13 protein-coding genes and 1 pseudogene are annotated in these 13926 nt (G+C 58.0%); 5 read left to right on the forward strand and 9 right to left on the reverse strand.

Annotated features, from left to right (window positions below; genetic code table 11):
* Nucleotides 1-179 precede the first annotated feature (179 nt).
* The 4 genes from AC07O1_RS29000 to AC07O1_RS29015 are packed head-to-tail and all read right to left on the reverse strand — an operon-like array spanning nt 180 to nt 5857.
* Nucleotides 180-647, reverse strand: a complete 468-nt coding sequence (locus AC07O1_RS29000; protein WP_495091027.1) for an SRPBCC family protein — start codon at nt 645-647, stop codon at nt 180-182.
* A 31-nt stretch (nt 648-678) separates the two neighbouring features.
* Nucleotides 679-4140 carry a non-ribosomal peptide synthetase gene (locus AC07O1_RS29005; RefSeq protein WP_495091028.1) on the reverse strand — a complete coding sequence of 1154 codons (3462 nt, stop codon included), beginning with the start codon at nt 4138-4140 and terminating at the stop codon, nt 679-681.
* A gap of 14 nt (nt 4141-4154) precedes the next feature.
* On the reverse strand, nt 4155-5084 hold the full coding sequence (locus AC07O1_RS29010; protein ID WP_495091029.1) for a diiron oxygenase: 930 nt from the start codon (nt 5082-5084) through the stop codon (nt 4155-4157).
* Nucleotides 5081-5857, reverse strand: coding sequence for a DUF3050 domain-containing protein (locus tag AC07O1_RS29015; protein WP_495091030.1), 777 nt, complete (start codon nt 5855-5857; stop codon nt 5081-5083). The genes AC07O1_RS29010 and AC07O1_RS29015 overlap by 4 nt, the downstream gene beginning before the upstream one ends.
* Nucleotides 5858-5886: 29 nt before the next feature.
* Here AC07O1_RS29015 and AC07O1_RS29020 point away from each other — a divergent pair, with 29 nt between their 5' ends.
* The gene (locus tag AC07O1_RS29020) at nt 5887-6102 is read left to right on the forward strand and encodes a hypothetical protein (protein ID WP_495091031.1); all 216 of its coding nucleotides are present in this window, start codon (nt 5887-5889) and stop codon (nt 6100-6102) included.
* A gap of 518 nt (nt 6103-6620) precedes the next feature.
* Here AC07O1_RS29020 and AC07O1_RS29025 read toward each other — a convergent pair.
* The 3 genes from AC07O1_RS29025 to AC07O1_RS29035 form a co-directional block, all read right to left on the reverse strand.
* Nucleotides 6621-7244, reverse strand: coding sequence for a thioesterase II family protein (locus AC07O1_RS29025; protein ID WP_495091032.1), 624 nt, complete (start codon nt 7242-7244; stop codon nt 6621-6623).
* A gap of 17 nt (nt 7245-7261) precedes the next feature.
* Nucleotides 7262-7972 (reverse strand): GntR family transcriptional regulator, encoded by a 711-nt coding sequence (locus AC07O1_RS29030; RefSeq protein WP_494995699.1) that lies wholly within the window; start codon nt 7970-7972, stop codon nt 7262-7264.
* A gap of 206 nt (nt 7973-8178) precedes the next feature.
* Entirely contained in the window at nt 8179-8343 is a 165-nt protein-coding gene (locus tag AC07O1_RS29035) for a hypothetical protein (protein WP_495091046.1), read from the reverse strand.
* Nucleotides 8344-8567: 224 nt separating this feature from the next.
* Between AC07O1_RS29035 and AC07O1_RS29040 the strand changes: the two genes are divergently transcribed.
* The 4 genes from AC07O1_RS29040 to AC07O1_RS29055 are packed head-to-tail and all read left to right on the forward strand — an operon-like array spanning nt 8568 to nt 12278.
* The gene (locus AC07O1_RS29040; RefSeq protein ID WP_494995700.1) at nt 8568-9464 is read left to right on the forward strand and encodes a TauD/TfdA dioxygenase family protein; all 897 of its coding nucleotides are present in this window, start codon (nt 8568-8570) and stop codon (nt 9462-9464) included.
* A 24-nt stretch (nt 9465-9488) separates the two neighbouring features.
* Entirely contained in the window at nt 9489-10526 is a 1038-nt protein-coding gene (locus AC07O1_RS29045) for an ABC transporter substrate-binding protein (protein WP_495091033.1), read from the forward strand.
* A 5-nt stretch (nt 10527-10531) separates the two neighbouring features.
* Entirely contained in the window at nt 10532-11392 is an 861-nt protein-coding gene (locus AC07O1_RS29050; protein WP_495091034.1) for an ABC transporter ATP-binding protein, read from the forward strand.
* A 19-nt stretch (nt 11393-11411) separates the two neighbouring features.
* Nucleotides 11412-12278, forward strand: coding sequence for an ABC transporter permease (locus tag AC07O1_RS29055; protein WP_495091035.1), 867 nt, complete (start codon nt 11412-11414; stop codon nt 12276-12278).
* A 30-nt stretch (nt 12279-12308) separates the two neighbouring features.
* Here AC07O1_RS29055 and AC07O1_RS29060 read toward each other — a convergent pair whose 3' ends face one another.
* Together AC07O1_RS29060 and AC07O1_RS29065 are read right to left on the reverse strand one after the other, a co-directional pair.
* Complete coding sequence (locus tag AC07O1_RS29060) at nt 12309-12998, reverse strand: NYN domain-containing protein (protein WP_495091036.1); 690 nt, start codon at nt 12996-12998, stop codon at nt 12309-12311.
* 264 nt (nt 12999-13262) lie between these two features.
* Nucleotides 13263-13813 (reverse strand): annotated as a pseudogene (locus AC07O1_RS29065) (DUF3142 domain-containing protein).
* Nucleotides 13814-13926: the final 113 nt, after the last annotated feature.

Genomic DNA, 13926 nt, shown 5'->3' on the forward strand with positions numbered 1-13926 from the left:
ACTCAGCAGTGAAACGATGCATCGCCGATGGTAGTGTGGGGTTTCCCCATGTGAGAGTAGGTCATCGTCAAGATTAAATTCCAAAACCCCTGTCTGCGTGAGCAGACAGGGGTTTTGTTTTTGGGTTGAAGCAAAAAAAGCCCGCTGCGGGGGATGACCCGCAGCGGGCTTTTTCATGTTCAGGCAAACAGATTGAGCACGTTGTTCATCGAGTCATCGGCAAAGCCCTGGACGAAGTCCTTGAAGCCAGGCAAGGCATCGACGCCGCCTTGAGTCGGTTCGGCAATGATGGTCCAGGTCGCTCGGGATTTGCTCTTGCCCAGCGGCTCGACGGTCATGGCGGCCCACAGGTTGGCGACGCCCAAGGTGTTGTAGATCGTCGTCCAGGTCATGCTCAGAGCCTGATCGTCCCGCGAGTTGAGTTGCTCGACCACCAGATTACCGTCCTTGAAGAACTTCTTGCGCAGCGAGGTTACGCCTTCACCGGTCATCTCGATGTGCGACAACGCGGGAATGAATTTATCGAAGCCGGCGAAGTTGCCGACCACGTCCCACACACGCGGTGCGTCGGCAGGAACCTCTACCGAGGACACAACGTGGCAGCCATGGGGATTTTTGATCAGGGTGTCAGGTTGCAAAGTAGTCATGGTGTGCTCCAGTTTGGTTGGGGGTGATGAATCAGATGAAGTCGATTTCTTTCAGGTAATCGCAGCCCTTGCGCAGCAGCGCAGGGGATTTTTGCGGGTAGTGCTCGCCCATCAACCGGACGCCGGCCTGGGCGTTATCGTGGCCGATCATCGAAATGTCGCCGATGTCTTCCTCGAATCCGTTTAGATAAAAACCCAGCACACCGAACAGCGCGTTTTCGCTGTCGACCCGGCCCAGTTGCTGTTGCCAGTCGGCGACGCTGACCATGCGGAACTCACGGCCGGCCTCGCGAAAGGACGCCACGTATGCGTCCCAGCTCAGCGGCTCGGGGTTGTGCAGGTTGAACACAGCCTGCTCGGGCTGATAGCGGCTGGCATGAAAGGCGATGAAACGGGCGAGAAAATCCACCGGCATCAAGTCGAAGTTCAGGGCGAACTCTGGCACCTGCCCCAGTTGAATCGAGCCTTTGAGCATCAGCATCAGGCGGTTTTTGTGGGGCTGGCAGACACCGGTGAGGCTGTTGAAACTGATGTTGCCCGGCCGATAGAGATTGACCCGAACCCCTCGCTCGCGAGCGCGTTCGAGAATCCGTTCGCCGACCCACTTGGACAGGTTGTAGCCGTTCTTGATGTAAATCGGCGGCGTCTGCGCAGCAGGCTGTTCGAGGACCCGGCCATTGGCGTCGATGGTGCTGGAGGCCGAGAGCGTGGAGACGAAATTGAAGACCTTCTTGCTGCGCCCTTCGCACAATCGCAGGCATTCGAAAATCGGCTCGACGTTGTCCCGGGCCAGCGACTCGTAATCCATGACGTGATTGACGTTGGCGGCGTTGTGCACCAAGGCGCCGAACTCCCGGTCGAGCCGTTCGTAAACCTCGGGCGCAAGCCCCAGCTCAGGCCGGGTGATATCCGCCGCGTAGACTCGTACCCGGCTCATATCCAGATGCTCCAGACGGTTCTCGTGCAAGGAATGGGCAAAACGCTCGGCGGCCGTTTGCCTGGCACCATCACGCACCAGGCACGCCACCTCGGTCGCGCCCCAGGCCAGCAGCGCTTCGACGATGTGTACGCCGACGAAGCTGTTGGCTCCGGTGACGATCACTTTGTGCACGTCGCCCATCCGGCTGACCGGCAAGACCTGCACATCCAGTTCGCGGAAAGCATCGGCCATGGCCTTTTCGCTGAGCACCTCTTCGGTGCCGCTGCCTCTGACCAGTGTCGCCAGCTTGGCAATGGTCGGCACTTCTATGAAGCGGTTGATCGAGATGCTGCGCCCGAATTGCTCGCGTAAACGCAGGAGCATTCGCGACAAGAGAATCGAATGGCCGCCGAGGTTGAAGAAGCTTTCGTCGGTGGAAATATCGCTGGCCGGCAACTCCAGCAGCTCGGCCCAGAGTTCTAGCAACTGTACTTCGTCGGCTGTCTCGGGCAGTCGGCGCCGGGTGTTTTCGAGGAAGCTGACGGGTAGTTCCAATAGCGCTTTGCGGTCCACTTTGCCGTTGCTGGCGTAAGGCATGCTCGCCAGTTCGGTCCAGGCGGCTGGCTGCATATAGTCCGGCAGAAACTGCACCGCGTGTGCTTTCAACGCTTCGCGGGCACTGCCCGGCTGGTCTTCCTCAGGTTGGGCCAGGAAGGCCAGAATCCGCCGGTTACTATCGATGACCACCGCAATCTGACGGAACAAATGGCTGTCGCGCAGGCACCGTTCAATCTCTTCCGGCTCGACCCGGAAGCCGCGAATCTTGACCTGATTGTCTCGCCGGCCGCAGAGCTCAATCCCATGGGCAGTCCACTTCGCCATATCGCCGGTGCGGTAGGCGCGCAGGCTTTGGCCGTCGGGCAGGCGCAAGTCCAGGTAGCGTTCGGCGGTCTGCTGCGGGTTATTCAAATACCCCAGGCAGACCCCCGGCCCGACGATGTACAGCTCGCCAACGGTGAGCTCGGAAACGGGCTGGAAGTCTTCATCGAGAATCAGCACCTGACTGTTGGCAATGGGCGCGCCTAGAGTTCGGTTGTTATCGCCGGCCTGGAGTTGCCGCGCGGTGACCAACACTGTGGCTTCTGTCGGGCCATAGAGGTTGTACAGTCGACATTGTTGCGTCAGGCGTTCGATCACGTACGGCTCGCAGACGTCGCCGCCGGTCATCACATGATCGAGACCCAACGGCTGGTCGAGCGGCAGAATGCTCAGTAGCGCTGGAGGCAGGAACCCATGGCTGAGCTGCTGGCGGCGGATCAGCTCGACCAATTGCAGCGGGTCGCGACGCTCATCATCGCTGGGTACGATCAACTCGGCGCCCTGGATCAGCGTGGGGAAGATATCGATCAGCGATGAGTCGAAGCTCAGGGACGAAAACTGCAAGACCCGACTGTGTTCGGTCAGCTGTACATAGGTGGCGTACCAGGCGGTGAAGTGGGCCAGATTGCGTTGGCTGAGTAACACCCCTTTGGGATGGCCGGTTGTGCCCGAGGTATACAGCGCCATGCAGGGCGCGTCGCTGTCAGGGCGCCGACGCATCAACGGTAGCGAGAGATCCGCGTTGCAGGCGTCGATGCGGCTGATGTCCAGCCCGGGCATCTCGGTGCTGAGCGCATGCTGACCGTCGTGAAGCAACAGCAGCGCACCAGCATTTTCCAGGATGTACTGCTGGCGTTGCAGCGGATGACCCGGCTCAAGGGGCAGATACACTGCGCCACTGCCGAGAATTGCCAGGATACCTGCGTAAAGGGCGCTGGATTTCGGCAGGCAGATACCCACAACCAGCGACTTGTCGACGGAGCCGTATTGCTCCAGCAGCGGCTGTAATCGCTGCTGGATCGCTCGGCTTTGAGCGTACAGGTCGCCATAGCTGAGGGGCGTGTCTGCAATGTTCAGCGCTGGCCGGCTGGTGAACTCCTTGAGGCTCTGTTCGAGCCTTTCGATGATCGGGGTTTGTGCGCGTAGCAACAAGTCCGGTTGGCTGGTGAGATTGAACCGATGCTCGTAGGCCAACCGCTCCAGCGACAGCAGGTTTTCCTGATGCCCATGGCAGTCAGGTTCGAGCGATGTGGTATCCAGGAAATACCCGGCATCGCGGGAGAAGCGACTGACCAGCACGGCAACACTGTCCACCAGCTCGGCAACGGCTCTGATACGCAGCGCCTGGCCGTTGCCTGATGCTTCATCTGCCACCGGCAATCGGGTAATCAGACGCTGCGTGGCGACCGAGCCATACCAGCAGAGCACTTCGAGTTGCGGTAAGCCTGATTCGCTCGGCGACCCCACACCGAGTCGCAAGCTCAGCTGCGCGCAGTCGCCAAAGTCCCGCAGACGTTGCGCCGGGATCGTCAGGCTGCCGTCGTCGATCAGCAGGTCGGTGGCGCCGACGGGTTGCTCGTTCAGGGCGCGACTGTCTGTCAGACGAGAAAGTGTGTGGCCATGTTGTTCCAGTTCCAGCGCCAAGTCGTTGAAGGCCTGGCTCTGGCCTATGAGCAGAATGTCGAGACGTCTCATGATGTTCTCCTCGGTTAGACCAAATAAGCGCTCAGGGCGTCCTGCACACACGGCGAATCCAGCAACGAACTGCTGCGGAAAAACCGCACGATATTGGCGACCAGCGGGTGGTGGCGATTGATCGGGAAGGCCAGCCCGCAGACTTCGCTCTTGAGGGCCAGCCTTGTGGCGTCACTGATCTGCAAGTGCTCGATCAACTGAAAGTCGAAGGCTTTCTGGATGTCGTTTGTCAGGTAATGGGTGATGAATACCGGCAGGATGTGCGCGATGCTTTTGCGGTCGGCTTCGGTTGCGCCGTGCCAATAGATCCGCACCAGCCGCGCCCAAAAACCGGAGTGGCGGCCCTCGTCGAGCAGGTGGTCAGCCATCAGTCCCTTGATCGATTGCTTGACTGTGTCGTCCTTGGCGAATGCTGCGACATCGTTGGTCACGGTGTTCTCGGCAATCGCCACGCAGATCAGCTCCACGGCGGCGCGCAGATGTTCTGGAGCCAGCGCCAATGCCGCGGGAATCGCTCGGCTCAGCTCGATTTCACGCGGCAGTTCTATTGGCGCGATGCCGGTCATGGCGATGGTCTGTTGCATGAAGTCCATCGCCACCAGCGCGTGGTAGTCCTCATCCACCACCACGGTCATGGCGTCATACCGACAGGCGAACGGGAAGGGCACCGCGAAGCGATTTTTGGCAATGCTGCGCGCGGTTTTGTCGACGATCTCCGTTTCGAAGATCACGACATCGTTGATGAATTTGTAGAGCGTTTGTACCAGAGCAAAATCCCGCTGCTCGGGGCACTCGCGCAAAAAGGTTTCGCCCAGGACCAAGGGTTGGCGGCTCAGTGGATAGATCAGCTTGTCATCGTTCTCGAGCATGCGCCGTGGGCGGGTGCGGATGGTTGCCCGGCCTTCCCAGGCCTCGGCGAAGGATTGGTAGTCGGCGGCGTTCATGCGCTCACCTCGACGACTGGTTCACGCATGCTCAAGCGTAAGCCGTCCCACAGTGCGATACGGCTTTGCACGGCGGCGATTGCGGCGGTGTAAACATCCTCTTCGCGTTGCGGGTCGCCATCGACCAGACGCGCAAGGAGTTTTTCCGCGGCTGGGCCATGGTCTTCAGAATCGACCTCGATATGCCGTTCCAGGTAGTAGCGAAAGGTCGGAGCCTGTTCAATTCCAATGCCCCAATCGTCGAGGATGCGCTGGAACATTTGCGGGATGACACTTTCTCGACCATGCAGAAATGCCGCGGCGACGCTATGGGCCGGCGCGTGCAGCGCCGTGTGCAGGGTATGCCTGACGAAGCTTGCCCCCGCCGGGTCAACCTCCACACTTTGCAGGGCGGTGTCGTAGGTCACGCCTTCGCGTTGCAGCGCCACGAAGCGTTCGACCGCAATGGTGCTGGCGCCTACTTCGCGCATTGCATCCAGGTACAACTCGAAATGGCTGTAATGACCGTGATCGACTCGATCATCGGTCTCTTCACCCAAGACGATTTCATTGATCAGCCGAGCCGCTTGAGGGTCTTGTGGAGGAAGCCATGGCAGCTGGACGCAGGTGAGTTCCTGTTGCAGACGTTTGGTCAACGACATGAAATCCCACACGGCGAACACATGGGTTTCCATGAAACGTTGAAGTATCGGCAGTGAGTTTATTTCAGCAAAAATGGGGTGCGCGCTCAGCTCTGCTTTTTTTAGTTGAAGGAGTTCTTTGTTCGCTTTCATAGGGCTGCCTCTAACTTGTTAGTGTGAGTTTGGCTAATGACATTTTTATAAATAGTGTTGAGTCGGGTTTTAACTTTTTAAAGGGCGAACAAGTGCCTCAAGCAAAAGTTGATGGGGTTTTAAGGTTGAGGCTGATTATGCAAGGCAAGGCCCGGGTTGATAGCCTTGTTCGCCATGGCGTGGGCCTGGCTGTAGATTGCGATTCAGCTTCCGATGCCGGTGATGCAGATCATCTGTCGACATGAACGTGTTGGGTAAGTTCATGTCGACGGAGAAAAATTAATACACGGATAAGTAGTGAGCAAGTATTTTTTATATTATTTGAATGGTGCAATTTTTCAGGGGCGAGAAGTTCCACTAAAACTATTGGTATTAGTTTTATTGAGATGAAGTTGCTCCTTCCGGCTTATATAAGTCAGAATTAAAATAAATGAGTGAATGCCTCACTCGAAGCAACTTTCTGGTTGGTGAGTTGGAGTTATTTGATGGTGTAGGAGGGGGGCCGGCCGCAGCCCGATCCTTCCCTTCCTGTGGCACGCCTCCTTTTGTTCGTCCATTGCGCGAGGGCTGTGTGGGCAGATTCGCACGCCGCTCGTCCATTTTTAGTCGACAAACCCAGAGTGGGCCCAAATGGATGGCGCTGCTATCACTGACGTATGGGTAGAGGAGGTTTTAAATGCTGGAAGTGGGAGCTGGTGCTCAGCTTCTGGCGACTGCAGAGGTACGCGTCACCAGGCGGCTGCAAAAGAAGGACTTTTGCAGATTATTCGCTGAGCAGCCCGAGATGAGTGTTGACGATCTGCAAGAGACGCTGCCGCTGGGGTGTGATGAAAAGATGGTTGCCGGCCACCTCGATAAGTTCGAACTCGCGGCGAGTGAACTCACGCCAATTCACCATGCTTTCAACCGGGGCCTGCGGGTCTTCACTGCCATAAATGGCGGTCAACGGCACGTTCAGGCTAAGGTCTGCCGAAGGCTGTGAGTACAAGAGCGGCGATATAGGCGGGCTATCAGGGCTGCGGCGACCGGAAATGAACAGATGACGGGTCTGCCCAGGACACTGGGCTTCGCTCAGCCTGGCCAGTTCAAAGGCCAAAATGGCGCCGAGTCCATGACCAAACAAGGCATGCGGCTCGGATAGATAGGGTTTGAGTGCCGTGAATGAGTCCGCGAGCAATGGCGACCATTCAGAGTCGGGTGTTTCATCCTGGCGTTCGCCATGGGTGGGAAGTGTGAATGTGAGCAGTTCGATGTGATCGTTCAGACCTTGCGCCCAAGTGCAGAACAGGTCGGGGCCGGCCCCTGCCTGAGAGAAGCAAATCAACCGGATGTCGGTGGGCTGATCGGTGTTGAACACGGTCAGCCACTTACTGTCTTGAGTGTGCAAAGCCTTCCCCGCGCGCTTCACTGCGGCGCTTTTTTGCCCAGAGGATCAAGACTGTTCAGGTAGCGGGTAATGACTTCGACACCTCGGTTGAGGTGATTCTCGAGTGCTTTTACACACTGCTCGATGTCCCGTTCTTCGGCTTTTCGAAGCAAGTGGCGATGGTCGTCCTGGGAGATTTTTCCCAGGCCCATGGCCTCAAGGTTGAAGCGCAGAAAACGCTCCTCTTCGATCAGACCGCTTTCGACCAGATTCAAGAGCCGGCGGTTGCTGGCCTTGCCGTACAGGGTCATGTGGAACAGGCGGTTGAGCGTACCGATTTCGGCGTAATCGGTTTCGGTCTCGAGGGTGTCGATATAGCGCGCGGCCAGGGCGAAATCATCGGCGTCGAGCAAGGGAATCGACAACCGTAGGGCTTCGGATTCCAGGAGGATGCGCAGGGCATAAGTTTCTACGGCATCGCCCTCGACCAATGGCGCGACAATGGCACCTTTGTGTGCGATAACGTGCAGCAACGATTGAGCTTCGAGTTGTCGCAGGGCCTCACGCACCGGCATGCGACTCACCCCGAACAGATCGGCCAGGTCTTGCTGGCGAAGTGCGGTTCCACACGGCAAGCGACCATCGAGGATAGCCGAACGCAGGGTTTCCTCAATAACTGAGCGCGCGAGGTGGGCGGGTATTGGCCCGTTAACCGTAATACTGCTCAAAGGGTTCGGCTTCTGTGCCACGACGACGCTACCCTGTTTCTGAAATGGGTGGGAATTATTGGATCCAATGCACACTAGTGACTGCCCGGGTACTTGTCAAACCGCTTGAGGTTCCCCCGCCAGCAGATATTTTGAACGCCCGGTACGGCAGTTCGGTACATCTTAACAGTAGCCTTCGCAGGTACTGCCACCGCACTCGCTGAACGTCATTGATTCCTCACTCAAGCTTAGCGTTCGCGCTGGCTGTACGCCGACGCGATCGCTGCCAGTTCCTGATCGACATCATCGCCATGACCGCGCCGCTGTTCGTGATGAATGTCTACCACCGCCTCGTACCGAACGTGGGAATGCCGCCATGGACGCTCCGCGTCCACTGTGACGCAGAGCGTCACGGGATGTATCCCCACGCAGAGCATGGGAACAATCGAGCGCCATTCAACAGGCCATATCGTTATGCGCTAACGGTATTTAAATACTTTTTATTATATCTATAAAGTCAACCTCCTGCGTACAGGCCGACCAATCGGCGCGCCGCACGAAATGAACGAACACGGGACACCTCCGTGAGTTTCTGATCGACGCGCGCCACTGGGCGTGCTTTGCGTGGGAGTGATGTATGTCTGTACTTTCTGTCTCTGCGATTGCCGCGAGCATCGCGCCACAATCCTTCGAAATTCGCCCGTTCAGCGGCGCGGTGGGTGCCGAAATCATCGGTCTTGATCTGGCCCGCCCACTCAACGACCAAGACTTCGCCCGCATTCACCGCGCGCATCTGGATCATCATGTCGTGGTGTTCCGCGACCAGCGCATCAGCCCGGAACAACAGATCGCCTTCAGCCGTCGCTTCGGTGTGTTGCAGATCCACGTGCTCAAGCAGTTCCTGCTGGCTGGCCACCCGGAAATTCTCGTCGTCTCCAACATCATCCAGAACGGTCAATCCATCGGCCTGGGCGACGCCGGCAAATTCTGGCACTCCGATCTCTCCTACAAAGAACTGCCGAGTCTGGGCTCGATGCTGCATGCCCAGGAACTGCCTTCTGAAGGTGGCGACACGCTGTTCGCCGATATGCACAAAGCGTGGGATAACCTGCCGCAAGCGTTGCGCAATGCGGTCGAAGGGCGCTCGGCCGCGCACTCATACACGGCGCGTTACAGCGAAACCAGATTCGAAGGAAGTTGGCGCCCGACCCTGACCCCGGAGCAGCTCGCTCAGGTCAACGAAGTGGTGCATCCAATCGTCCGCACCCACCCGGAAAATGGCCGCAAGGCGTTGTTTGTCAGCGAAGGTTTCACCACTCGCATCGTGGGTCTGCCGGAAGACGAAAGTCGGCAACTGCTCAATGAGCTCTACGCCCACAGCGTGCTGCCCGACAACATTTACCGTCACCAATGGCAGCCCCACGACCTGGTGTTCTGGGACAACCGATCGTTGATCCACCTCGCCGCCGGTTGCCCAAGCCATCTGCGACGCAAGCTTTATCGCACCACCATCCAGGGCGATGCCCCGTTCTGATTGACCGCATTCCGGAGAGTGACCATGTCCAAACATATTCAAATCGTGCCGCGAATCGGTCGGCTGGCAACCGCCATCGGCCTGGGGTTGAGCCTGCTCGCCGGTAGCCTTGTCGTACCGACGGCAGCTCATGCCGAAGGCGAGATCCGTATCGCCGAGCAATTCGGCATTGTGTACTTGCTGCTCAACGTCGTGCGCGATCAAAACCTGATCGAGAAACATGGCAAGGAAGAGGGCGTCGACATCAAGGTCGACTGGACCCAACTGTCCGGCGGCGCGGCGGTCAACGATGCGTTGCTCTCCGGTTCCATCGATATTGCCGGTGCCGGGGTCGGTCCGCTGCTGACCATCTGGGACCGCACCCACGGCAAGCAGAACGTCAAAGCCGTGGCCTCGCTGGGCAACTTCCCGTACTACCTGGTGAGCAACAATCCGAAGGTCAAAACCATCGCCGACTTCACCGAGCACGATCGCATCGCCGTGCCTGCAGTCGGCGTTTCGGTACAGTCACGCTTTCTTCAATACGCCGCCGCCAAGCAGTGGGGCGATAAGGAATTCAACCGTCTGGACAAGTACACCATCGCCGTTCCGCACCCCGACGCCACCGCGGCGTTGATCGCCGGCGGCACCGAACTGACCGGGCATTTTTCCAACCCGCCATTCCAGGATCAGGCGCTGCAAAACCCCAATGTGCATGTGGTGCTCAATACCTACGACCTGCTCGGTCCGAATTCGCCGACGGTGCTGTTCGCCACCGAGAAATTCCGCAGCGAGAACCCAAAGACCTACAAAGCCTTCATCGAAGCGCTGACCGAAGCCGCCGAGTTCGCCCAGAACGACAAAGGCGCGGCCGCCGACACCTATATCCGCGTGACCAAGGCAAAAATCGACCGCGCCGACTTGCTGAAAATTATCGACAACCCGCAGTTCGAGTTCAGCGTGACGCCGAAAAACACCTACCCGCTGGCTGATTTCCTCTACCGCGTCGGCGCGCTCAAAAACAAACCCGAGTCATGGAAGGACTACTTCTTCCAGGATGCAAAACCGCTGCAAGGGAGCTGACAGAAATGAATGCACCCCTGCAAGGCCACACGGCCAGCAACCCGATTGCAGCAGCTCCTGCGCTGCTTTCGGTCGATAACGTCAGCCTGGAATACCGCACTGCGCAGCGAGTCGTTCGGGCGACTCACCAGGTGAGTTTTGAGATAGATCCGGCAGACCGTTTTGTTTTGCTCGGCCCTTCGGGTTGCGGAAAATCGACCTTGCTCAAAGCGGTCGCCGGGTTCATCCAGCCGTGCGAAGGCCAGATCCGCCTGCAAGGGCAAACGGTCAGCCAACCGGGGCCGGACCGGATCGTAGTGTTCCAGGAATTCGATCAACTGCCTCCCTGGAAAACCGTCAAACAGAACGTCATGTTCCCCTTGCTCGCCTCCAAAACCCTCAAGCGCCGAGAAGCCGAAGAACGGGCGCTGCACTACCTGGACAAGGTCGGTCTGGCGGCATTTGCCGATGCTTACCCGCACACCTTATCCGGCGGCATGAAAGCCCGCGTGGCGATTGCCCGGGCCTTGGCCATGCAGCCGAAAATCCTGCTGATGGACGAACCCTTCGCAGCCCTCGACGCCCTGACCCGACGCAAGATGCAGGAAGAATTGCTGCTGCTCTGGGAAGAGGTGCGCTTCACCTTGCTGTTCGTCACTCACTCCATCGAAGAGGCGCTGGTGGTCGGCAACCGGATCCTGCTGCTGTCGCCACATCCGGGGTGTGTGCGGGCGGAGATCCACAGTCATCAGTACGACTTGCACAGCCTCGGTGGCGTGGAATTCCAGCAATCAGCACGGCGCATTCATCGGCTGTTGTTCGACGAAAGTCAGACGCCTGAAACCGAACGCGAATTGAATTTCGCCGATATCCGTATCGCTTATTGAGCTTCAAGAGGATCGCCCGATGAGCCATTCATCATCTGTACGCCGGGAATACGAAGTTGTTCTGGAGCCGCTGCTGGAAGTCCCGCTGGAGCGTGAACTGCCCCTCGGTCAACGCCTCTGGCAACAAGGCTGGTTACGCAAGAGCCTGATCCTGATTCTGCTGGCCGTGCTCTGGGAATTGGTGGCGCGTTACCAGAACAACGACCTGCTGCTGCCCAGCTTCCTGCAAACCGGCAGCGCGCTATACGACGGCCTGCTCAGCGGTGAGTTGCTGGGCAAGGTCGGCATTTCACTGGTGGTGCTGCTCAAGGGTTACGTGATCGGCATCGTCCTGGCCTTCGCCTTGACCACTTTGGCGGTGTCGACCCAGTTCGGTCGCGACCTGCTGAGCACCCTGACCTCGATGTTCAATCCGTTGCCGGCCATTGCCCTGTTGCCGCTGGCCCTGCTGTGGTTCGGGTTGGGGCAGAACAGCCTGATATTCGTGCTGGTGCATTCGGTGCTGTGGGCGCTGGCGCTGAACACCTATGGCGGATTTCTCGGCGTCTCGGAAACCCTGCGCATGGCCGGCCGAAATTACGGTCTCAAGGGTATCCGCTTCGTGCTCTTCATCCTGATCCCGGCAGCGCTGCCGTCAATCCTCGCCGGGCTGAAAATAGGCTGGGCCTTCGCCTGGCGCACATTGATCGCCGCCGAACTGGTATTTGGAGCCACCAGCGGCAAGGGCGGGCTGGGCTGGTACATCTTTCAGAACCGTAATGAGCTGTATACCGACAAGGTGTTTGCCGGGTTGGCGGTGGTGATTCTGATTGGGTTGCTGGTGGAGAACCTGGTGTTCGATTCGCTGGAGCGGGTGACGGTGAAGCGGTGGGGGATGCAGCGTTAAGTCTATGGTGAGTGTTTGCAGATAATGCATTCACCAATACTCCGGTTTGATTGCTGGTGCTTTACGTGTTGGCACTCGAATCGGGAATTGATGCGCCTGGAGTTCCGCAGGGGTCACGACACGACGCATCCAATGCGAAAACTCCTTTAGAGAGCCAGGCGCAGGGCGTTTGAATTCGGGTCTATGGGGGAGAATGATACCTATGGCCATCTCAGGAAAATCTTCCCGGATGGCTCTCAGGGCCGGAGTCATGTCGGTATCACCAGAAACCAATACCAGCTGGTCAATACGCTCAGCCTTTTCGATAAAGGCTTGCCTGGCTGCGATGCGGTACATGCTGATCGCGATGTGTACATCCGTTTCCTTCTCTTCAAGTTTCCAGATGTCGACTTTGTCCTGGCGTGAAGCGCCGGTTTTTTTATCAATGAAGCGAGGGGCTTTGGCGGGTTCAAGCTGATGTCGGCCATAGTGGACGTTGATGTTGCTGGCCTTCAGTGCCCGGACATAAGTGTCTTGAGCTTCCTTGGACACTCTGCCGCGAGTCGCTAGCTCAGGTTTGACGGAGGACGTGAAATAATCGACAGAAGCAAGAGCGCTTGTCGGGTTCTCAACGTAAGCGATATGAGCCAGTAGCTTCGATAAATCCAGCCACTTGTAAGGGGTGCCAGCCAGTAGGCCGTAGAAGAGGTTATAACCATCGACGAAGAAAGCAGTGCGCACAATTCCAATCCCTGGAAACGAAAAAACCGGCCAAAGCCGGTTTTTTCACCCCAACTGCCAGCGAACTTAATCTCTGCGTACGGGGTTGAGTAGTGGGGCCGATGCTAAGTCGAGTAGGGATGGAGGTCAACCGTTGTCTGATAAAGAAACTATTGAGGTCCAGTCAAAACGTTGACTTCGCGATGGACGTTTTTTGCATTTCCGGCAAATGTTCGTCAAGGTAAGGCTGGCTCTACTCTGTTAGCTTGTATTACGGGTCACCCCCTACCGATTCTGCAAAAACACCACATATCCCCTGAACCACTCACTGTCCTTCAAATACCCCGGCTCCTCCCATTCCCCGCCCTGGATCAAACCCACCTTGAAGGGTAATCCCAGGCGATTCAGGCGTGGCAGGTCTCGCAGGAAGCTGGGGTATTCGCTGAGGTAGCGGGTGCGGGCGTCGAAGTCGATCTGGATGCCGACCACCGGGTTACCCGCTTGCTGCCAGCGTTGTACTTGCCCGAGCAGTTGGCTGTAGACCGTTCCGGCCAACGCAAGGTGTGGGCGCGGTAGACCACCCAGACTTCGCCTTGGGTCAGGCGTGGAATGGCCATGCCTTGGGCGATGAAGCGCACGTCGCGCTGGGGGGAACGGCGCGACTCGCTGATGTGGCCTTGCAGGATGTGCAGGCTCTTGGCCTGGGCCAGCGCCGGCTGCGATTTGACGCCGCTTCACAGCCAGAAGGCGTCATGCTCGCTGGCGTCGACGGCAGCCTGTGCGGAGCCTGCCAACATCAGCCAGATCGGCAACAGGCACCACCAAAAGCGCTTCATGGCTTACCAGTAGTACTGCAGCGACTTGCCCCATTGGTGTCGGCCAAACCGCTTTTCAACTGGCGGAAAGAGTCGCAGCAAACGCCAATGTGAGCGTCGACAGCAGACCGATG

It is taken from the genome of Pseudomonas sp. GW821-FHT07G10 (assembly GCF_059418545.1).

Bases quoted from the DNA above. Each gene is read 5' to 3' on its own strand.
- AC07O1_RS29050 (WP_495091034.1), top strand. From the start codon at position 10,532: ATGAATGCACCCCTGCAAGGCCACACGGCCAGCAACCCGATTGCAGCA.
- AC07O1_RS29045 (WP_495091033.1), top strand. From the start codon at position 9,489: ATGTCCAAACATATTCAAATCGTGCCGCGAATCGGTCGGCTGGCAACC.
- AC07O1_RS29055 (WP_495091035.1), top strand. From the start codon at position 11,412: ATGAGCCATTCATCATCTGTACGCCGGGAATACGAAGTTGTTCTGGAG.
- AC07O1_RS29040 (WP_494995700.1), top strand. From the start codon at position 8,568: ATGTCTGTACTTTCTGTCTCTGCGATTGCCGCGAGCATCGCGCCACAA.
- AC07O1_RS29015 (WP_495091030.1), bottom strand. From the start codon at position 5,857: ATGAAAGCGAACAAAGAACTCCTTCAACTAAAAAAAGCAGAGCTGAGC.
- AC07O1_RS29005 (WP_495091028.1), bottom strand. From the start codon at position 4,140: ATGAGACGTCTCGACATTCTGCTCATAGGCCAGAGCCAGGCCTTCAAC.
- AC07O1_RS29000 (WP_495091027.1), bottom strand. From the start codon at position 647: ATGACTACTTTGCAACCTGACACCCTGATCAAAAATCCCCATGGCTGC.
- AC07O1_RS29010 (WP_495091029.1), bottom strand. From the start codon at position 5,084: ATGAACGCCGCCGACTACCAATCCTTCGCCGAGGCCTGGGAAGGCCGG.